This window comes from Saccharopolyspora gregorii (assembly GCF_024734405.1).
GTDB classification, from domain to species: Bacteria; Actinomycetota; Actinomycetes; order Mycobacteriales; family Pseudonocardiaceae; genus Saccharopolyspora_C; species Saccharopolyspora_C gregorii.
The window spans coordinates 5,838,915-5,859,483 of sequence record NZ_CP059556.1; the positions used below are offsets into that span (position 1 = coordinate 5,838,915).

At 73.6% G+C, this 20,569-nt stretch carries 18 protein-coding genes; 14 read left to right on the plus strand and 4 right to left on the minus strand.

Going from position 1 to position 20,569, the window contains the following annotated elements:
- Window positions 1–903 precede the first annotated feature (903 nt).
- Entirely contained in the window at window positions 904–2,004 is a 1,101-nt protein-coding gene (locus tag H1226_RS25610) for a CopD family protein (protein WP_258343521.1), read from the plus strand.
- Window positions 2,005–2,061: 57 nt separating this feature from the next.
- On the opposite strand, the gene H1226_RS25615 is transcribed toward H1226_RS25610, so the two are convergent.
- The gene (locus H1226_RS25615) at window positions 2,062–2,853 is read right to left on the minus strand and encodes a GH25 family lysozyme (RefSeq protein WP_258343533.1); all 792 of its coding nucleotides are present in this window, start codon (window positions 2,851–2,853) and stop codon (window positions 2,062–2,064) included.
- Between the two features lie 484 nt (window positions 2,854–3,337).
- Here H1226_RS25615 and H1226_RS25620 point away from each other — a divergent pair, with 484 nt between their 5' ends.
- From H1226_RS25620 to H1226_RS25660, 9 genes are all read left to right on the plus strand, one after another.
- Window positions 3,338–4,042, plus strand: coding sequence for a DUF4232 domain-containing protein (locus H1226_RS25620; RefSeq protein WP_224956605.1), 705 nt, complete (start codon window positions 3,338–3,340; stop codon window positions 4,040–4,042).
- Window positions 4,043–4,160: 118 nt separating this feature from the next.
- Window positions 4,161–4,964 carry an alpha/beta hydrolase gene (locus tag H1226_RS25625; protein WP_258343536.1) on the plus strand — a complete coding sequence of 268 codons (804 nt, stop codon included), beginning with the start codon at window positions 4,161–4,163 and terminating at the stop codon, window positions 4,962–4,964.
- 241 nt (window positions 4,965–5,205) lie between these two features.
- Complete coding sequence (locus tag H1226_RS25630) at window positions 5,206–6,216, plus strand: PRC and DUF2382 domain-containing protein (protein WP_258343538.1); 1,011 nt, start codon at window positions 5,206–5,208, stop codon at window positions 6,214–6,216.
- A gap of 213 nt (window positions 6,217–6,429) precedes the next feature.
- Window positions 6,430–7,275, plus strand: a complete 846-nt coding sequence (locus H1226_RS25635; RefSeq protein WP_258343541.1) for a serine/threonine-protein kinase — start codon at window positions 6,430–6,432, stop codon at window positions 7,273–7,275.
- Window positions 7,276–7,453: 178 nt separating this feature from the next.
- Window positions 7,454–7,714, plus strand: a complete 261-nt coding sequence (locus tag H1226_RS25640; protein WP_224956612.1) for a hypothetical protein — start codon at window positions 7,454–7,456, stop codon at window positions 7,712–7,714.
- Between the two features lies 1 nt (window position 7,715).
- A complete protein-coding gene (locus H1226_RS25645; RefSeq protein WP_224956613.1) occupies window positions 7,716–7,967 on the plus strand; it encodes a hypothetical protein in 252 nt (83 codons plus the stop codon).
- A gap of 138 nt (window positions 7,968–8,105) precedes the next feature.
- Window positions 8,106–10,898: an FtsK/SpoIIIE domain-containing protein gene (locus H1226_RS25650; RefSeq protein WP_258343550.1), complete on the plus strand. Its 2,793-nt coding sequence runs from the start codon at window positions 8,106–8,108 to the stop codon at window positions 10,896–10,898.
- Window positions 10,895–11,281, plus strand: a complete 387-nt coding sequence (locus H1226_RS25655) for a hypothetical protein (RefSeq protein ID WP_258343552.1) — start codon at window positions 10,895–10,897, stop codon at window positions 11,279–11,281. Before H1226_RS25650 ends, H1226_RS25655 begins: the two co-directional genes overlap by 4 nt.
- A gap of 186 nt (window positions 11,282–11,467) precedes the next feature.
- Window positions 11,468–12,499, plus strand: coding sequence for an NADP-dependent oxidoreductase (locus tag H1226_RS25660; protein WP_455363830.1), 1,032 nt, complete (start codon window positions 11,468–11,470; stop codon window positions 12,497–12,499).
- A 290-nt stretch (window positions 12,500–12,789) separates the two neighbouring features.
- Here H1226_RS25660 and H1226_RS25665 read toward each other — a convergent pair whose 3' ends face one another.
- Window positions 12,790–14,448, minus strand: a complete 1,659-nt coding sequence (locus tag H1226_RS25665) for an FAD-binding oxidoreductase (protein WP_258343557.1) — start codon at window positions 14,446–14,448, stop codon at window positions 12,790–12,792.
- A 16-nt stretch (window positions 14,449–14,464) separates the two neighbouring features.
- Between H1226_RS25665 and H1226_RS25670 the strand changes: the two genes are divergently transcribed.
- The 4 genes from H1226_RS25670 to H1226_RS25685 are packed head-to-tail and all read left to right on the plus strand — an operon-like array spanning window position 14,465 to window position 18,872.
- Window positions 14,465–15,121, plus strand: coding sequence for a TetR/AcrR family transcriptional regulator (locus H1226_RS25670; protein WP_258343559.1), 657 nt, complete (start codon window positions 14,465–14,467; stop codon window positions 15,119–15,121).
- A complete protein-coding gene (locus tag H1226_RS25675) occupies window positions 15,118–16,686 on the plus strand; it encodes a glycerol-3-phosphate dehydrogenase/oxidase (RefSeq protein ID WP_258343561.1) in 1,569 nt (522 codons plus the stop codon). Before H1226_RS25670 ends, H1226_RS25675 begins: the two co-directional genes overlap by 4 nt.
- A 51-nt stretch (window positions 16,687–16,737) precedes the next feature.
- Entirely contained in the window at window positions 16,738–17,688 is a 951-nt protein-coding gene (locus H1226_RS25680; RefSeq protein ID WP_258343564.1) for an ABC transporter ATP-binding protein, read from the plus strand.
- Entirely contained in the window at window positions 17,685–18,872 is a 1,188-nt protein-coding gene (locus H1226_RS25685; RefSeq protein ID WP_225043670.1) for an ABC transporter permease, read from the plus strand. The genes H1226_RS25680 and H1226_RS25685 overlap by 4 nt, the downstream gene beginning before the upstream one ends.
- Before the next feature lie 234 nt (window positions 18,873–19,106).
- Here the strand turns inward: H1226_RS25685 and H1226_RS25690 are convergent, their stop codons facing one another.
- Complete coding sequence (locus H1226_RS25690; RefSeq protein ID WP_258349504.1) at window positions 19,107–19,937, minus strand: tRNA pseudouridine synthase A; 831 nt, start codon at window positions 19,935–19,937, stop codon at window positions 19,107–19,109.
- Between the two features lie 68 nt (window positions 19,938–20,005).
- Window positions 20,006–20,545, minus strand: coding sequence for a 50S ribosomal protein L17 (gene rplQ / locus H1226_RS25695; RefSeq protein ID WP_258343574.1), 540 nt, complete (start codon window positions 20,543–20,545; stop codon window positions 20,006–20,008).
- Window positions 20,546–20,569 lie beyond the last annotated feature (24 nt).

Consider the following 20,569-nt stretch of genomic DNA (forward strand, 5'->3'; position numbering starts at 1 on the left):
GAACGGACGTCCACCGGCTCCACCCCTGGTCGCTGCTGCCGCCGGCAGCCCGTGCTGTTCGTCCACACCGCTCAATCTCGCGCATCGCGGGTTCGCCCCACATCGGGGCACACCCTCAATTTCCCTGATCCGGCTCGTCCGCCGCACCGGGCCGCTCCCGCGGCCCCGCGATCCCGGGCCCGCCACCCCATGATGGCCCCGTCCCGCTCACCCCCGGGCGCACTTCCGACGATCCGACCGGTTCGCCCTGGACACCGGCGCCCGATTCGACCGAACACCGCAGCGACGACCCGCCGCCCCCGGCATCGTCCGTTCCGCGCAAGGGATCACCCGGACCACCCCGTTCGACACCCGGACCCCGCTGGTCCCGTTCGACCGCGGCCCGCGCGATAAGACTTCCAGCTCCGCGAGAACCCGCGGGGAAACAATCAGCGAATAGCCGCGAACGGCCCGCGCGCGTGAAACGCGCGGGCGCCCCGCGGAAGCCTCGAACCGGATATCGGGAATGCGTGCCGTGAACGGTCGAACGCGGGCGGTGCCGGTTCGGTCGCTCGACGGCGCACACCTCCGGGGAATCCGCGGGCACGAGCAGCGGCGGGGTATGCGCCACATACCCCGCCCACTCATTACCTCCCGCTTGATCCACGTGCACGACTGTAGAACAAGACCCCTGAGACGCTTGTCAGCAACACAACGAACAGCGGTTTCCCGCCGCGGTCACCGCAGCCGTTGCGAACCGCGCAGATCGTTGCGCCGCAGGAATAAACGCACGCCAGCGGGCGACGACCGCACAAACAAGATCAACTATTTACCGGCGGATCGTGATAGGACCAACACCCTGAACCGTTCCCGGCGAGCCGCGGACCGCTCCCCCGGACCTGCCGGGGGTGGGACGATGCTGCGATGCCCGCCGACCCCGGGACCGCGCCCGAACCCGATCCCACCGGCCGCACTTCCCCGCCCGCCCGGCGGCCCAGCACCGGCGTCGGCCGCTCGACCCGAGCAGCCCCGGCGCTGCTCGTCGTTCCCGCACTGCTGGCCGCGGCCGCGGCCTGGGCCGCGACCCTGCACGTCGGCGCGGACGACGTCCCCGGCCTGGTCGATCCCGCGGTCGCGGTGCGCTACGGCGCCCCGGTCGTCCGCGCGCTGCTCGACGTGGCCGCCGTCGCCACCGTCGGACTCGGCATGCTGCCCCGCCTGGTCCCGGACCGCGGTGGCCGCGCCCGCGCCCTGCTCGCGCTGACCCGGCGCGCCGCGGTGGTCACGGCGCTGAGCTGGCTGGCCTGCTCGCTGCTGCTGCTCGGGCTGTACACGGCCGAGCTCGCCACCGGCAGCCCGACCGCGGAGGACGTGGCCCGCTACGTCAGCGGCGTCCCGGCCGGGGCGGCGCTGGCGCTGGGCGCGGGGTGCGCCGCGGGCTGCGCGGCGCTCGGCCTCACCGGGGTCGTCCGAGATGCCCGCGGGAACGGCGCGGACCGGCTCACCGACGACCTGGGCGCGGTGCTCGCGCTGCTCGGGCTGCTGCCGATGCCGCTGACCGGGCACGCCGTCGACTGGGAGTACCACGACCTGAGCATGCTCTCGGTGCAGCTGCACGTGCTCGCCGCGGCCGTGTGGGCGGGCGGGCTGGCCGCGATCGCCGCGTTCGTCGCCCCGCGCCGCGGTCTGCTGGCGAGCACGCTGCCGCGCTACTCGAAGCTGGCGACCGGCGCGATCGTGCTGGTCGCGGCGTCCGGGGTGTTCAACGGCGGCACCGAGCTCACCACCGCCGGCGCCGGGCTCGGTGGACTGATCAGCACCGGGTACGGCCGGATCGTGCTGCTCAAGGCGGTGCTGCTGGTGCTGCTGGCCGCGCTGGGCGGGCACGCCCGGTTCCGGCTGCTGCCGCTGGTGGAACGCCACCGGCGCACCGCGCTGATCACCTGGGCGGCGGTGGAGGTGGGCGTGATGGGCGTGGCCTACGGGCTGGGCGCGGTGCTGGCCCGCGCCCCCGTCCTCACCTGACCGCGCACCGGCGAACGGCCCACCCGTCCGGGTGGGCCGTTGAGCACCTGAGCCGGGTCAGCGCGGGATGCGCAGCACCTGGCCGACGTAGATCAGGTTCGGGTCGGTGATCCCGTTGGCCTGGGCGATCGACTGCCAAGCCACACCGACCTTCGCGCCGATCCCGGAGAGCGTGTCCCCGGGCTGCACCACGTAGGTCTCGGGCGCGGGCGGGGCGGGCGGCGCGGGCGGCGCCTCGGTGCCGCCGGTCAGCACCGGCAGGTCCACCAGCGACACGTTCAGGTCGGTGTCACCGGCGATGCCCGGCACCTCGCCGTCGGAGGCGTGCTGGTGGATCGCCACCCGGTCGGTGAGGAAGCCCGGCTGGCCCGCGGGGCGGCCGTAGTGCGCGACCCACAGGAACACCCCGGGGTCGACCCACGAATCGGTGGCCAGCTTGTCGCTGAACCACGTGGACGAGGCGTACACGACGACCTCGTTGCGCCCCGTGTGCCCGCGCAGCGCGTCCACGAACCCCTTGATCCACGCGCCGAGGTCGGCGGCCTCGGTCTCCATGTCCAGGCACGGCGGCAGGTTCCCCGGCCCGGCCGAGCCGGTGCGGGCCAGCTGGCCCGCGAAGTCCGCGGCTTCGGCCTGCGGCGAGTTCGTGTCCGGTCGGGCGAAGTGGTACAGCCCGGTCACCAGGCCGGCCCCACGAGCTCCGCCGAGTTGCGAATCCAGCGTCGGGCTCACATAGCCGACGCCTTCGGTCGCCTTGATGTAGGTGAAGGCGAATCCGGCGCCGCGCACCGCGGCCCAGTCCGGTTCTCCTTGATATCGCGCGACGTCGATTCCTGGAATGCTCGCCATCCCCGAACCCCCTCACTTCACCGGATGCGGCCCGGTGCGCGAGTCGCGGCGCACGAACCGGATCGGCGGTCTCGTCTCGGTCTTCGGTCTGTTCCGCCGACCCCGGCGCCGGCATTTCTTCCGAAAGCGAGGAACGATCTTCGCTGCCGGGCGGGGACAGTTCTCACAGCCAACGTATCGAAGGTCAACGATCATCGAGTTCCGCCGTTCAGGTCAAGAGCTCCACCCGATCGGTCCTGTTTTCGCCAAAGCGATCAGGTCGCCCGCCGACCGCCGTAGAAATCGATCATGCTCGGCCGCGCGGGTCGCGAACCCGACCGGGTGGCGGCAGAGTGGGGGCGGCCCGCACGGCGGCGCCTCCATCCGGGGGAACTCCGGGCGGACCGCGCAAGACGTGCAACCACCTGTGGCGCCGAACGTCTTCACAACAGCGGACCGGATACGACGACGGGCCGTACGAGGCGGCCGATGGAGGTGGGCAACCGTGTTCTCGCAACGACTGGACGCAAGGAAGCCGGGCAGGACGAACCGGGCGAGCCTGAGGATCGGCCCGCTCGCGGCCGCGGCACTGGGCACGGTGCTGCTCGGCGCCTGCGGTTCGCCGACCGGGCAGGTGGCCTCGACCGCGGACGCCCCGGCGTCGACCATCCCGCAGCCGACCCCCTCGGAGGCGCAGCCCGCCCCGGCGGAGACCTCCGACGCCGATCCGTCGACGGCCGCGCAGAGCCGGTCGGACGCCTCCGGCCAGGCCGCGGCGGAACCGCGCGACCAGGTGGAGCGCTGCCACACCTCGCAGCTGTCCGGCGCGGTGGGGCACGGGGATTCCGGCGCGGGCCAGCGGTACGCGGAGCTCACGCTCACCAACACCAGCGGCGAGGCCTGCACGCTCTACGGCTACGGCGGCATGCAGCTGCTCGGCGCGGACGGCCAGCAGCTGCCGACGCAGCTGGAGCGCACGCCGAACCCCGGCCCGCAGGTGGTGCGGCTGGCCCCCGGCGAGTCGGCCAGCTCGACGCTGCACTGGACCGCGGTGCCGCACGAGGGCGAGTCGGAACAGGGCCCGTGCCAGCCGGAGCCGGCGCGCGCCCTGGTGACCCCGCCCGACGAGGAGGACCCGCTGACGGTGCGCTGGGACCTGGGCTCGGTGTGCGGGTTCGGATCGATCGACAACAGCGCCTACCACGCCTGAGCGCGGTGCGGACGTCGTGCCCGGTGCCGTCGGCGCCGGGCACCTTCGCGGAACGACCAGGTGACAGGCTCATCGCGGGTGCTGGTCTTGCCGGTGCGGTTGTGCTGGGGTGGAAACCATGATCGAGGCTATTCAGCGGTCCGTCGGGGGTTCGCAGGGCGAGCTGTTCGTGCGCGAGTGGTCGGGGCGCGCCCCCGGCTGGGTGGCGCTGCTGGTGCACGGCTACGGCGAGCACTCCGGCCGGTACGAGTGGCTCGCCGAGCAGCTGGTGGCGGCGCGGGCGCTGGTGGTGGCGCCGGACCTGGTCGGGCACGGCGAATCCCCTGGTGAGCGCGTGCTGATCGGGGACGCCGAGCAGGTGGTGGCCGATCTGGGGGCGGTGCGCCGCGAGGTCTCGGACCGGTACCCGGACCTGCCGGTGGTGCTGATCGGGCATTCGCTGGGCGGGTTGTTCGCGGTGCGGTTCGCGCAGGAGCACCAGGACGGGCTGGCCGCGGTGGTGCTGTCCGGGCCGGTGCTGGGCACCTGGCACGTGCTGGACCTGCTGGAGTGCGACGAGATCCCGCAGGCCCCGATCGATCCGTCGACGTTGTCCCGCGACCCCGAGGTGGGCCGGGCGTACGAGGCGGATCCGCTGGTGTGGCACGGCTCGTTCAAGCGCCGCACGTTGAACATGATCGACCGCTGCCTGGAGGCGGTGAACGACGGCCCGGTGCTGCGGGTGCCGACGCTGTGGGTGCACGGCGAGGAGGACGAGCTGGTCCCGGAGGCCGACACCCGCACGGGCATCGACCGGGTGCGCGGGCAGGACTTCCACGAGCACATCTACCCGGGCGCGCGGCACGAGCTGTTCAACGAGACGAACCGGGCCGAGGTCGTCGACGAGGTGCTGACGTTCGTGGGGCGCGAGCTCAACACCTGAACCGGCGATCACTCGTCGGCCTGACTGCTACTACTGGCTCGCACGCAACGCTACGACCAGCTGCCGAACGCCCCCACCGGGTGCTCACCCACACGAGCGAAGTGGGCGGCACCGCCGATTGCGGGCGAATCCAGCAGGGCACCACGGGTGTACGCGGCACCGCACGAACGGCCGGGCGCGCTTCCCCGGCCGGAGCGACGAGCCCGGGCTGCGATCCCAGCAGACGAGTGAGGCGGTAGTCATGAAGGACGTCAAGCGTGCACAGGACCTCATCGGCAGCGAGGTGTACGACCGGGAAGGCGACCGGATCGGCCGGGTCGGCAACGTTTACGTCGACGACGCCGACCACCAGCCGGAGTGGGTGACGGTCCGCACCGGGATGTTCGGCACGAAGGAGAGCTTCGTCCCCCTGTCCGGCGCCGAGCGCGGTGAGAAGGGGATCAACGTCGGGGTGACCAAGGAGAAGGTGCGCGACGCCCCGCGCGTCGACGCCGAGCAGGGCCACCTGTCGGACAAGGAGGGCCACGACCTCTACGACTACTACGGCCTCGCCCGCGGTTCGGCGTCCCCGCAGCAGCGGGACGTGCCGCAGCAGCAGAGCGGCACCACCGAGTCCGGGTCGGGCACCGCGGCGGCCGGCGGCATGGCGGCCGGTGGGGCGGCCGCGGGCGGCGCCGCGACGACCGGGGGCCGCACGTCGACCGGCGCCACCGAGCGGGACACCGCGAAGTCCGGCACCGCGGGTTCCGGCAGCGGCACGGCGACGACGAAGGGCTCGACCGGCAAGACCACGTCCGGCTCCGCGACGGCGGGCTCCGCCGGGGACGCGGCGGGCATGAAGTCGATGACCCGCTCCGAGGAGCGGCTGCGGGTCGACACCGAGCAGATCGAGACCGGCCGGGTGCGGGTGCGCAAGTACGTGGTGACCGAGCAGCAGTCCGTCACGGTGCCGATCAGCCACGAAGAGGTGCGCATCGAGCGGGAGCCGATCGCCGAGTCGGAGCGCGGATCGATGGGCCGGTCCGGTTCGCTCGCCGAGGACGAGCAGGAGGTCGTGCTGCACGAGGACCGTCCGATGGTCACGAAGGAGACGGTGCCGGTGGAGCGGCTGCGGCTGCGCACCGAGCTCGTGACCGAGGAGCGGACGGTGCAGGACGAGGTGCGCCGGGAGCGGTTCGACGTGCAGGACCGCACGGGCGGCGGCAAGCACGAGCGCTCCGACGAGCAGCGGGGCGGTTCGAGCAGCGGCTGACCACCGCGCGGTTCGGCCCCGCCGTCCTCCTCGGGCGGCGGGGCCGTCGCACGTCCCGGGTAGGTGCGAACGGGTGGCGGGACCACCCGTCCGGACGGCTCCGGGGCCGCCGTCCGGGTCGGGTGGGCCGCTGCCGGGTGAGCCGGGCGGCGACGCGGTTCACCTGATCAACCCTTCGTCGCGGGGTGCCGGATGCGAGACAATGCCCCGGCGATGGTTGAGAACTCTGGGCTGGAACTGCTCATCACCGTCGTCGTGGGCGCCGACGACGACCGATCAGCACGCGACGCGTGCCGCGCCCTGCTGCACCGGGTCGGTGGCCGGATCGTGGAATCCGGGGACTGCTCCGACGAGGAGCCGGGCTGCTGGTCGGTGACGATCGGTCGTTCCGCCGCGGAGCCGGACGAGCGGCCAGGCCCCGCGGCGCTGGCGCGCGCGGTGCGGAACTTCCTGCGCGAGCTGGGGCCGGGCTACTCGGGGCACCGGGTGGCGTGCGAGCCGCCGACGGCGTGGACGGTGATCGACGAGCCGGAGCTGCTCGGCGCCCTGGTGGCGGGCGGCGAGCGGTTGCTGGTGGAGGCGTGGGCCGGTTCGGTGCTGCCCGGCGGGGCCGGTGCCGGCCCGGCGGTGGACGACCCGGACGAGCCCGCGCCGGAACCGGAACCGGTGGTGGACGAGCTGGACGAGCACGGCAGGCCGCGGCCGCGGCTGGAGCTGCTGGTGGACGTGGTGACCGAGCGCAAGGCGGGCGCGGAGTGGCCGGCCCGGGCGTTGGCGAGCCGGTTGTCCCGGAACTCGACGATCGTGGACTGGACGGAACGACCACCGATGGTGCGGATCGTGCTGGACCTCGGCCCGTCGGTGGGCGCGCCCGCGGACATCGTGCGGGACGCGGTGCGCGTGCTGGGCGGCGGCGGCTGGTCCCGGTTGCAGGTGCGTGAACGGTCGGCGAAATCCCGGTGGTCGGCGGCGCCGACACCGCCGTCCGGGATCGCCGCGGTGGAGCTGAGCGCGGCCGTACCCGCTCCGGGCGCGGCGGAGCGGCAGCCCGCGGGATGACCGGCTGGAGATCGTCCGAGGAGGTCCGCCGCGGGCGCGGCGGCACCGCGCGGAGGGGCCTCGGCGCGGTCACCACCTCTGATCAACATCGTCCGCCCTGCGCGCGAACGGGCTAGTGGCGGGCGCTAACTTGTGGATCGACGTACCCCGATCAGCTCCCTCCGGAGGTTGGCTGCAGATGGCGAGCGTGGACGATGTTCGCAGTGGAGTTGCTCATGCCAAGCAGAAGGCCGACGAGGCGATAGGCGCGCTCCAGCAGGCGCATTCCGCGCTGGACGAGGCGCAGAACATGCTGACGCAGGCCATCCAGGGCAGCGGCCAGGACGAGATCCTGATGGCGCGCAACATGCTGGTGGAGGCGACGGAGAACCTGCGGATGGTGGGCGGCACGATCCGCAGCAGCATCGACTCGGCCGAGAGCTGGGCGGGGCGGTTGTGACGTGTCGTCGCTGACCGAACTGCTCGCCGCGGTGCGCGCCACCGAGGCGAAGCTGGACGAGGCGCGGCGGCAGCTGTCCACGGGCAGGCGTTCGCTGTCGGAGACGCGGGCGGCGCTGGCCCGGCTGGACCCGGACAACCCGGAGACGGTCGTGCCCGCGGACCTGCGCCGCGCCGACGACGGGCTGGAACGCACGCTGGACTCGATCACGCACGTGGTCGAAGCGCTGCGCGCGTTCGCGATGCGGCTGTGAGCCGGTTGCCGGGCGGGCCGCCGCCGGCCGGTCGCCGCGCGCTCGATACGCGGTGGCCCGCGCCACCGCGCGCCGTTGACCACACATTCCGAGTGGTAGTTTCCTCACGGTCTGCAACACCAGGTGCCGAGGTGGGGTGTGCGCAAACGCAACGAGCGGCGTAGCAGCATCGAGACGGCTTTCGAGCACCTGCGCACCACCGTCGCGACCGCCCTCGGCGCCGCCGAGAACGAGCTCGAACGGGTCCGCGCCTCCTACGCCCAGCGTGAGTTCGCCCAGCGCATCGCCGCGGTCGGCCTGGCCAGGGCGGAGCGCGATCCCTCCGTGGTCTGCGATTCCCGCGACCTCGCGTTCGACGGCGCGATGCAGGAGGCCCGGTCCGAGCGCGAGCAGATCTTCACCGAGTGGAGCGGGCACGGCCCGGACCGGCTGGCCGCGCTGGTCGCCGAGGCCGCCCCCGGCACCGCCGGACGCCCGTGGCAGGACTGGCTCGGCGAACCGGGCACCGCCGAGGCGAGCTCGCTGCCGCCGCAGCTGTGGCGCATCGGCACCGGCCAGGTGCCCGCCTCCCCCGACCCGCGCCCGTTCCCGGTGGCCGTGCCGATGATCGACGAGGCGCACCTGCGGATCACCTCGAACCGGCAGAACCTGGAAGCCCGCGAATCCCTGGTGCAGAACCTGGTGCTGCGGATGCTCAGCCACTACAAGCCCGGCCTGGTGCGGGTGCACGTGTGGGACGTGGCGCAGCTGACCGGGACGCTGCCGGGCCTGTACCCGCTGACGAACGCGGGGCTGCTCACCGCGCACGACCCGACGCGGCTCGGCGAGATGCTGGAGGAGCTGTCCGACCACATCCGCCGCATCCACACCAGCGCGCTCAACGGCGGGCACATCTCGCTGCGCGCGCTGGCGGAGGACACCGGGCAGCGGGACGAGCCGTGGCGGATCGCGGTGCTGTTCGGCGACGGCGAACCGTTGCGGGAGGAACAGCAGCAGCAGTTGCAGCGGGTCGCGCGCAACGGGCTGGCCTGCGGCATCCAGCTGATCGTGGCGGACCTGCCGATGACGGTGAACAGCTCCGTCGAGTCGGTGACGCTGCACGCCGAGGAGGCGCGCACCAGCATGACCGGCCCGGAAGCGGTGGTGCGGCTGGACGCACCGCCGTCGCGGGAACTGGTGACGAAGGCCTGCTCGGCGATCGCCACCGAGTTCGTGACGCGCCGTTCGCGGGTGCGCACCTTCGCGGACCTGGTGCCGGAGACGCTGTGGGTGCAGCGCTCCGCCTCCGGGCTGCAGGCACCGGCGGGGTTCCACGAGGGCGAACCGGTGAAGGTGACGCTCGGGGACGCGAGCCCGCACACGCTGATCGGCGGCCCGAGCGGCTCGGGCAAGACCAACTTCCTGTACTCGATGCTCGGCGGCATGGTGGCCCGGTACTCGCCGGACGAGCTGGAGCTGTACCTCCTGGACTTCAAGGAGGGCGTGTCGTTCGCGCAGTTCACCCCGGGCCGCCGCGACCCGACCTGGCTGCCGCACGCGCAGCTGGTCGGCGTGAACGTGAACGAGGACCGCGAGTTCGGCCTGGCGCTGTTGCGCTTCCTCGCGACCGAGATGCGCCGCCGCGCGGACGCGGCGAAGGCGCACGAGGTCACCAAGCTGGAGGAGTTGCGGGCGGAGAACCCGTCCGGGCGCTGGCCGCGGATCGTGGCGGTGATCGACGAGTTCCAGTACCTGTTCGCCGAGCGGGACACGGTGTCCGCGCAGGCCACCTCGCTGCTGGAGGACGTGGCGCGGCGCGGCCGCTCGCAGGGCATCCACCTGGTGCTGGCCAGCCAGGACGTCTCCGGCATCGAGGCGTTCTGGGGCAAACCGGCGATCTTCGAGCAGTTCATCCTGCGGATCGCGCTGCCGAAGGCGCGCCGGGTGCTGGCGGACCAGAACGAGGCGGCGCTCGCGCTGCCGCGTTGGCACGCGGTGATCAACCACGAGTCGGGGGTGAAGCACGGCAACGAGGTCGCGCGGATCCCGGACGCGACCGCGAAGGGCACCTTCGACGAGCTGCAGCGCCGGTTGTGGGAGCGGCGGCAGGAGGGTGCGGCGCCGCCGCGGCTGTTCGACGGCTCGCTGCTGCCCGCCCTGTCCGAGCTGCCGGACTTCACCGGGCTGATGACGGGGTCGGAGTCCCCGGTCGCCCTGCTCGGGCAGGTCATCGACGTGAACGGCACGGCGGCGGCGGTGCGGATGGAGCGTTCGCCGGGCCGGAACCTCGCGGTGATCGGGTCGGTGCGGGTGGACGCGGTGAGCGTGCTGGGGGCGGCGGCGTTGTCGCTGGCTCGGCAGCACGACGCGAAGAAGGCGCGGTTCACGGTGCTGGGCCTGGTCGAAGAGGTCGCGCCGGACGTCGAGCAGCTCAAGGGCAAGCTCGAAGAGCTGGGCCACGAGACGGATGTGCGGCACGGCGTGGACGCGGCAGTGGAGGTCGTCGGCGAACTCGCCCGCAAGATCGATGATCGATCCGGGTCGGTGGGGAACACCGAGACCCCGGAGTACGTCCTCTTCTACGGCGTCGACGCCGCGCACTCCGCGATGGAGAAGAAGGGCCCCGACTTCACCAGCGGCCTCGACCACCTGCGCAAACTGCTCAAGCAGGGCCCGGAGCAGCGGGTGCACGTGCTCGGCTGGTGGCGCAGCGCGCAGCGGGTGAAGACGACGCTGATGGGCCCGGTGGACGAGATCGGCGCCTGGGTGGCGTTCGACGTGCACGGCCAGGAGCTGTCGAGCTTCGCCGCCGGGCAGCTGGTGCACTGGTCGCCGCGGGCGCGGCGCGGCTTGTTCTTCGACCGCTCGGTGCACTCCCAGCCCGAGGTGGTGCTGCCGTTCGACCTGGCGGGCGCGCTGGCCGCGGGCATCCCGGAGGAGGGCGCGGAATGAGCGAGGTCCCGGCTTCGGCCCGCTACAAGGAGATCATCGCGACGGCGACCGGCGCGGCGGAGCGGATGCGCGAGCACGAGCGGGAGAAGTCGGCCCGGCTGGCGCAGGAGGTGGCGGTCGCCGAGCAGCGGATCGCGGCGGCCGCCGAGGCCCGCGACGAGGTCGTGGCGGGCGTGGAGCTGCGCTGGAAGCACGCGATGGAGGCGCTGTGGGACGAGCGCTGGATGCGGGTGACGCCGATGCCGCACCCGGATCGCCGGGTGGCGCCGGGCCGCGCGGCGGACCTGATCGCGTCGGTGCAGTCGGCGTACCTGGTGCTGCGCCGCTCGTTGGAGAAGTCCCGCTGGTCGCCGTCGCGGCGCCGCGGGAAGCCGCCGGAGTGATGTTGCCAAGGTTCCTCGAACCTGGTTCGATTTCGTTAGCGATGCCACTGCCGCGACAGGAATAGGTCCACCTCGTAGCGGGGTTCCCCCGATGGGGCACCGTCGGCGCGCACGCGCGACGCCGCCGTCCCACCATGAGTGCACCCTCAGTGCGCACTATTTCCGACACGAATCAGTTTCGTATATATGGAGGCCAGCGTGACGAACCAGGAACTTCCGGACACCGGCGTCGAGATCCGGCTCGCGAGCCGTCCGCAGGGCTTCCCCACCCACGAGAACTTCGAGACCGTCGAAGCCCCGGTCACCGCGCCCGGAGAAGGCCGGATCCTGGTCCGCAACGTCGTGATGAGCGTCGACCCGTCGATGCGCGGCCGGATGAACGACACCAAGTCCTACGTGCCCCCGTTCCAGCTCGGCAAGGCCCTCGAAGGCGGTGCGGTCGGCGAGGTCATCGCCTCCGCGTCGCCGCTGTTCCAGGTCGGCCAGCACGTGCTGCACTACGGCGGCTGGCGCGAGTACGCGTCGGTGCAGGCCGAGCGCGCCGTCCCGGTCGACCCGGACGCCGCGCCGCTGAACGCCTACCTCGGCGTGCTGGGCATGCCGGGCTGGACCGCCTACGTGGGCCTGTTCGAGATCGCGAAGTTCAAGGCGGGCGACACCGTGTTCGTCTCCGGTGCCGCCGGCGCGGTCGGCTCGCTGGCCGGGCAGCTCGCGAAGCTCAACGGCGCGGCGAAGGTCATCGGCAGCGCCGGTTCCGCCGAGAAGGTCCGGCACATCACCGAGGACCTCGGCTTCGACGCGGCGTTCAACTACAAGGACGGGTCGATCCGCGAGCAGCTGGCCGAAGCCGCACCGGACGGCATCGACGTGTACTTCGACAACGTCGGCGGCGACCACCTGGAAGCCGCGATCGACCAGCTCAACGACTTCGGCCGGGTCGCCGCCTGCGGCGCCATCTCGGTCTACAACGACACCGAGCCCGCACCCGGCCCGCGGAACCTGTTCAAGATCGTGAAGAAGCGGCTGAGCATCCGCGGGTTCATCGTGATCGACCACGAGGACCTGCGGGAGCGGTTCCAGGCCGACGTGGCGCCGCTGGTCCGCGACGGCAAGATCCGCTACACCGAGACGGTGCTGGAGGGGCTGCGCAACGCGCCCGACGCGCTCATCGGGCAGCTGCGCGGCGAGAACACCGGGAAGATGCTCGTCACCATCTGATCGGCCGTCCCCGCTCCTGCCGCGAGCGGCTCGGTCGGCGGGACCTCGGCGGCCCCCTCGCCGCGTCCTCGCGGGTGGCTCAGCCACCTGCACGGGACGCCGGGGGGCCGTCGAGAACCCGCAAGCGCCCGGGTGGCCGGCCACCGGCGGGACGACCTCGCGCAGGCCGGTGAGCCGCGCGGCGGACCTCGACGGGCGGTGCCTCCGCGCCGACGCCCGCCGCGCTCGCGAGCGCCCGGGGACCGCTGTTCGGCGGGCTCACCCCGCGGCCGCGCGATGGCGGCGGGCGGTCACGGACCGACGAGCTTGCCGGGGTTCAGGATTCCGGTCGGGTCCACGGCCTGCTTGACCGCGGCGAGGACCGAGGTGCCGATGCCGCCGATCTCCGCTTCGAGCCACGGCAGGTGGTCGGTGCCCACCGCGTGGTGGTGGGTGAGCGTGCCGCGCCCCAGCTCGTGGCCCGGCACCCGCTCGGTGATGGCGCCGGTGGCGGCCTCCTTCGCCCGCCGCCACTGGTCGACCGGGTCCGCGCCGCGCGCCGCCAGCACCGTGAAGTACAGCGAGGCACCCGTCTCGTACGCGTGCGAGAGGTGGCACATCACGATCGGCGGCTGCCCGTCCCGGTCCAGCTCGCGCACCAGCGCCGCCCGCACCGCCGAGCGCAGCTCGCTGAGCCTCGACCAGCAGGTCGCCGTCTCCAGCGTCTCCACGCACACGCCCACGTCGAGCAGCGCGTCCCGCTGCCGCGGGCCCGCGAACCGGGCCGCGTGCCAGGCCTCCCCGCCGCGCGGCCCGAGCCGCAGCGAGCGGAACCCGTGCAGCGCCCGCATCGTCGCCGCGCGGCGCTGCTTGAGCTCCGCCGCGGAGGCCGCCTCCCAGCCCAGCACCAGCAGGCACGGTTCGTCGATCCGGCTGCCCAGCAGCAAGGTGCGCAGCGCCCGCGACTTCACGCCGCCGGAGAGCTCCAGCTGCACCGCCGTCTCGTCCACATCGGACAGCCGGGTGACGTCGGCGAGGACCCGCTGTTGCGCCAGCGCGCGCACCGCGTCCGCCGCCGCCTGCCAACCGTCCAGCACCAGCGCCTCGTAGCGCATCTCGGTGGGCTTCGGCCGCACCCGCACCGCCACCTCGGTGATCACGCCCAGCGCGCCCTCCCCGCCGATCGCGAGCTGCCGCAGGTCCGGACCCGCGGCCGAGGCGGGCGCGGCACCGAGCCGCCACTCCCCCACCGGCGTCGCCACCCGCACGCCCTCCACCATGTCCGCGAACCGCCCGTACCCGGCGGAGGCCTGACCGGCGGAGCGCGTCGCCGCGAACCCGCCGATGGTGGCGCGTTCGAAGGACTGCGGGAAGTGGCCCAAGGTGAACCCGTGCGCGGCCAGCAGCGACTCCGCCTCCGGCGCACGCACCCCCGCCTGCAGCACGGCGACCCGCGACACCGGGTCCACCGACACCAACCGGTCCAGCCGAGCCAGGTCCAGCGCCACCACGGCGCGCTTCGCGCCGCGCAGCGCGGTCACCCCGCCGACCACCGAGGTCCCGCCGCCGAAGGGCACCACCGCCACGTCGTGGCGCACGCACACCTCCAGCACCCGCTGCACCTGCTCCGGATCCGCGGGCAGCAGCACCGCGTCCGGCACCGCCAGGCCCACGCCGTCGCGGCGGCGCAGCAGGTCGCTGTAGGACAGGCCGCCCGTTCGCCCCAACCGGGCGGTGGCGCCGGTCTGCACCTGGTGCTCGCCGAGCAGCTCCACGAGCTCCGCGCGCGCCTCCACGGGCAGCGCGCCGTCCGGCACCTCCAGCAGCGACGCCGGCGCGGCGGGCGTGCTGGCACCGTCCAGGCCGAGGCGCCCGGACAACCAGCGCAGCGCGTGGGTGGGCAGCGGTGCGGCACCGGCCCCGGAGGGCGTCCAGCCACCGCGCAGGGTGTGGTCGATCAACTCGCTCACCAGTACAGTGTTACACATGGCGCCGCAACGTCACAGCGCCGCGGGCTGGCCGGGACTTCCCACCCGGACCGCGGCGAACCGCGTCGAGGACACCGAGATCCTGCGCGCCGCGCGGGAGAGCGTCCTCGCGCACGGGGTGCGGCGCACCACCCTCACCGACGTCGCCCGCCGCGCCCGCATCAGCCGGATGACGCTGTACCGGAGGTTCCCCGACGCCACCGCGCTGGTCGGAACCCTGGTGGGCTGCGAGTTCTCCGGCATCCTGCGCAGCGCCCGGGAACGGGAGAGCGGCGGGACCGCGCGCGAGCGGCTCGTCACCGCTCTCCTCGACGTCGTCGCACAGCTCCAGCGCTCAGCGCTGCTGCGCCGGATCATCGACACCGATGCCGAACTGCTGCTGCCGTACCTCGTCGACCACCTCGGCAGCACCCAGCTCGCCGCGGAGGCGTTCCTGCTCGACTACCTCGCCGACGGCCGCGCCGACGGCTCGGTGCGGAGCTCCGACCCCGCCGTGCAGGCCCGGGCGCTGCTGCTGCTCCTGCAGTCCTTCGTGATCTCCGCCCGGCCGGGCACCACCGGCACCGACCCCGACGCGCTGCACCGCGAACTGGGCGAACTGCTCGACGCGGCACTGCGCCCCGCACCCCGACCGACCGTCCCGGAGGCCCCATGAGCACCACGCCGCTGCCCGCGGGTTCGCTGCGCGCCACCTCGCTGAACGCGGCACGGCGCGCCACCGAGCTCACCGCGGCCGCCGAGGACGCGCTGGACCTGCTGGTGGTCGGCGGTGGCGTCACCGGCAGCGGCATCGCCCTGGACGCCGCCTCCCGCGGGTTGCGGGTCGCGCTGGTCGAAGCCGAGGACCTGGCCCGGGGCGCCGCGCGCTGGTGCGGCGAGGCCGCGCACGCCGGGCCGCACGGGCTCGTTCCGGGCGACCTCGCGCTGGCCAGGGAGAACGCCGTGGAACGCGACGTGCTCATGACGCGGACCGCGCCGCACCTGGTGCGCACGCTGCCGCAGCTCATCCCGCTGCACGAGGGCACGCCCCGCCGGACCGAAGCACTGCTGACCGCCGGGCTGCACGCGGCCGACGCGCTGCGGCGCACCGCCCGCACCCCGTCCGCACTGCTGCCCGCACCGCGCCGGGTGCCGGCCGCCGAAGCAGGGGCGCTGGTCCCCGGACTGCGCGCCGGAAGGCTGCGCGGCGGGCTGCTCGGCTACGACGGGCAGCTCCTCGACGACGCCCGGCTCGTCGTCGCCCTGGCCCGCACCGCCGCCGGGTTCGGCGCCCGCGTGCTCACCCGGGTGCGCGCCACCGCGCTGGACCGGAACGGCGCGGACGCCGTCGACGAGCGCACCGGCCGGCGGCTGCGGCTCTCCGCGCGGGCCGTGGTGAACGCGACCGGGGCGCGGGCCGCCGAGCTCGACCCCGAGGTGCGGCTGCGCACCGTCCGCGCCGCGCACCTGGTCGTGGACGCCGAAGCGGCAGGCATCACCGCCACCGGGCTGGTGCTGCCCGCCGAATCCGGGCGGTGGACCGCGCTGCTGCCGCAGGCCGACGGCACCGCACTGCTCGGGCTCGCCGCCGAACCGGCCACCGGCCCCGTCCCCGCCGAGGCACCCGACTCCGATGTGGACTCGTTGCTCGCCGCGGTGCGCGAAGCGCTGGACGTGCCGCTGCGCCGGGAGCACGTGCTCGGCTCGTTCGCCGCGCTGCGCCCGCGGTACGACGACTCCGCGGGCAACCGCAAGGACTCCCCCGACCTGTTCCGCAAGCACGCGATCCGCACCTCGCCGGACGGCGTGGTCACCGTCGTCGGCGGCCGGACCACCGGCTACCGCAGGCTGGCCGCCGACGCCGTCGACACCGCGGTCCGCGCCGCCGGACTGCCCGCCGGCCCGTCCCGCACCACCGCGGTCCCGCTGGTCGGAGCCGCCGAACGGGCTCGGCTGCACGAGATCGACGGTCCGCAGCGGCTCGTCGCCCGGCACGGCACCGAAGCCGCCCGGGTCGCCGCGCTCGCCGAACTCGACCCGGACCTCGCCGACCCCGTCGCACCCGGCACCGAGCTCACCGCCGCCGAAGTGCTGTGGGCGGTGCGGCACGAGGGCGCGCTCGACGCCGACGACGTGCTCGACCGCCGCAGCCGCCTCGGCATGCACCCCGAGCTGCGAGCGCGGGCCGCGCCCGCGGTGACCGCGCTGGTCGACAAGGCCCTGCACGGCCTGCTCGGCTGACCCGCGGGGAATTCCCCCGGCCCGCCCACTCCGGCGCTGGCATCGGGGACGATGATCCGAGTCGGCAGCCGACCGGAGGAGGCGTTGCACGTGGTGGACAGCGGTCTGGAGATCGACCACATCTCCAAGCGCTACGGCGAGATCGCCGCCCTGCGCGACATGGTGTTCACCGTCGGACCCGGGGAGCTGTTCGGCTTCGTCGGCAGCAACGGCGCGGGCAAGACGACCACCATGCGCATCGCGCTCGGCGTGCTCGCCGCCGACTCCGGCGAGGTCCGCTTCCGCGGCCGGCCGCTCGACCTCGACGTGCGCAGGCGCTTCGGCTACATGCCGGAGGAACGCGGGCTCTACCCCAAGATGAAGGTCGCCGAGCAGCTCGCCCACCTCGGCGAGCTGCACGGCATGAGCCGTGCCGACGCCCGCGCCGCCGCCGAGCGCTGGACCGACCGGCTCGGCCTCCGGGAACGGCGCGACGACCAGGTGCAGCGGCTCAGCCTCGGCAACCAGCAGCGCGTCCAGCTGGCGGCGGCCCTCGTGCACGACCCCGACGTGCTGGTGCTCGACGAACCGTTCTCCGGCCTCGACCCGGTCGCCGTCGAAATGATGGGCGAGGTGCTGCGCGAAACCCGCGACCGCGGCGTTCCCGTGCTGTTCTCCAGCCATCAGCTCGACCTGGTGCAGCGGCTCTGCGACCGGGTCGGCATCGTCAGCGGCGGCAGCATGATCGCTTGCGGCGGGGTGGACGAGCTGCGCGAGCGGGGGCCCGCCCGGCTCGTGGTGCACGCGCCGCAGGCCGCGCCCGGCTGGACCGACGGGCTCGCCGGCGTCCGCGTCCTCGGCCAGCAGCACGGCCGCAGCACCCTCGAACTCGCCGACGGCACCGACGACCAGGTGGTGCTGCGCGCCGCGCTCGCCACCGGGCCGGTGCACGAGTTCCGCCGGGACCGCCCCGACCTCGCCGACCTGTTCCGCACCGTCGTCACCGAGGAGCACGCCGCATGAGCCCCGCCCGCACCGTGTGGCTCGTCGCCCGCCGCGAGGTCAACACCCGCATCCGCACCCGATCGTTCCTGCTCAGCACGGCAGCGATCCTGGTGATCCTGATCGGCTACGCGGGGCTGATGTTCTTCATCGGGCAGCAGAGCGGCAGCACGAAGATCGGGTTCACCGGCCAGGCCACCGCCGTCGCCACCCCGCTGCGGAGCACCGCGGCCCGGCTCGGCACCACCGTCGAGAGCAGCCGGATCCCGGACCGGGCCACCGGGGAACGGCTCGTCGCCGACGGCGAGCTGGACGGGCTGGTCACCGGGGCCCCGGACGCGCTGCACCTGGTGGTGCGCGGCGAACCGGACTCGGCGGTGCGCACCGCGCTCGACGAGGTGGTGCGCCAGCAGGCCCTCGACGCCCAGCTCGCGATGGCCGGGTTGGAACCCGCCGACGTGCACCAGGTGCTGGCCGGAGCGCACGTGGACGTGCGCACCCTGGAACCCGCGGACCCCCAGCGCGACCAACGGCTCGGCGTGGCCGTGGGCGCCGGGATGCTGCTGTACTTCTTCCTGATCATGTTCGGGCAGGCCGTGGCGCAGGGCGTCGTGGAGGAGAAGACCAGCCGGGTCGTGGAGATCCTGCTGTCCACCATCCGCCCCGCCCAGCTGCTCGCCGGGAAGGTGCTGGGCATCGGCCTGGCCGGGCTCGCGCAGTTCGTGCTGATCGGCGGCATCGGGCTGGCCGCCGCCATCGGCTCCGGTGTGCTCGCGCTGCCGTCGACCGCGCTGGCCGGGACCTTGGTGTGGACGCTGGTGTGGTTCCTGCTCGGCTTCTACCTGTACGCGACGGTCCTCGCGGCGGCGGCCTCGCTGGTCTCCCGGCAGGAGGACCTGCAGAGCGTCGTCAGCCCGGTGATCATGGTGCTGGTGGTGCCGTTCCTGGTGGGGGTCACCGTGCTGGCGCAGGACCCGGAGAGCCGGCTGGGCGCGGTGCTGTCCCTGGTGCCCGGCTTCTCACCGGTGCTGATGCCGATGCGGACCGCGCTGGGCGTCGCCGAACCGTGGGAGTGCGTGGTGTCGGTGCTGCTCGGCGTCGCCGCGCTGCTGGTGCTGCTGCGGCTCGGTGGGCGGATCTACGCGAACGCGGTGCTGCGCACCGGAGCCCGGGTCAAGCTCACCGAAGCCCTGCGCCGCACCTGACCAGCAGGCCCGACCTCCTGCTGCTCGGCAGGTCCTGGCCGTGTCTTATCAGCGGCGAAGCCGCTGAACGGAGACCCAGCACGCAACGGAACCACCCGCGGGTTCTCAGCGGTTCCCTCGCGAGGACAGCTTTGTCGCATGTGGCGGAGCCACCTGCGAAAAAGATCCCGCAGCGAGGGGGCCGCTGAGGTTCCGCCACCCCCACCACCCGAGCAGCAGGGGGACGGCGCAGCCTCACCCGAGCGAGCGGAGGCCGCGCGTCTGTTCTGCCCGCACCGCCAGCTCAGCCTCGTCCGGGTAGTCCACGCCGAGCAGGGTGAGCCCGTGCGCGGGCGCCACCGCGCTGGTGCGTTCCCCGGCTCCGGCGAGCTCCGCGGGCCAACCACCGCCGCGTCGCCCGTCCCCGACGAGCAGCAGCGCCCCCACCAGGCTCCGCACCATCGAGTGGCAGAACGCGTCCGCGCTCACCCGCGCCACGATCAGGTGCTCCGCCACCCGCTCCCATTCGAAGCGCTGCAGCTCCCGCACCGTCGTCGCGCCCTCCCGCGGCTTGCAGAACGCCGCGAAGTCCCGCAGCCCCAGCAGGTCCAGCGAGGCCGCGTTCAGCGCCGCCACGTCCACCGGGCGGTTCCACGCCAAGGTGTCCCGCCGACGCAGCGGATCGACTCCCCACGACGCGTCCGAGACCTGGTAGCGGTAGTGCCGCCGCAGCGCCGAGAACCGGGCGTCGAAACCGGCGGGCGCCACCTGCGCGTCCAGCACCCGCACGTCGCCCGGCAGGATCCGGTTCCACCGGTGCCGCATCCGCTCCAGGTCCGGGATCCCGCGCTCGTCCACGGGGATCCGCACGGTCGAGCCGGGCTCGAACGGCACCACGTCCACGTGCACCACCTGACCGGTGGCGTGCACCCCGGCGTCGGTGCGTCCGGCCACCACCACCGAGCGCGGGACGTCGCGGCCCGGGGGCTGCTTGGCCAGCGCGTCCTCCAGCAGCCCCTGCACGGTGCGCCTGCCGGGCTGCTTCGCCCAGCCGGAGAAGTCGGTGCCCTCGTAGGACACGTCCAGGCGGAGACGAACGAGCCCGCCGTCCCCGTGGGGAGCGGCGGGCTCGTTCGCGGCGTCGTCGACCCGAATCAGGACTCGTCCTTCTTCGCGGTCTCCTCGGCCCCTGCCTCGGCGGCGTCGTCGGCCTTGGCCTCGACGGCCTCGTCGGCCGTGGTCTCCTCGACCGCGGGAGTCTCCTCCGCAGCCGGGGCGGCCTCGGCGTCCTTGGCGAACTTGGTGCCGCGAGCGGCTTCCGCCTCGGAGGTGACGGTCTTCTCCGTCACCAGGGCGATCACGGCCATCTTGGCGCTGTCACCGCGACGCGGCATCGCCTTGACGATCCGGGTGTAGCCGCCCGGCCGCTCCGCGAAGTGCGGACCGATCTCGGCGAAGAGCTTGTGCACGACGTCCTTGTCGCGGATGGTCTTCATGACCTCGCGACGGTTGTGCAGGTCGCCCTTCTTGGCTTTGGTGATCAGGCGCTCGGCGAGCGGACGCAGCCGCTTCGCCTTCGCCTCGGTAGTCGTGATCTTGCCGTGCTCGAACAGCGACGTGGCCAGGTTGGCCAGCATCAGCCGCTCGTGCGCCGGCGACCCGCCGAGACGCGCTCCCTTGGTGGGGGTGGGCATCGCTTGCTCCTCTCAAGGCGCGGA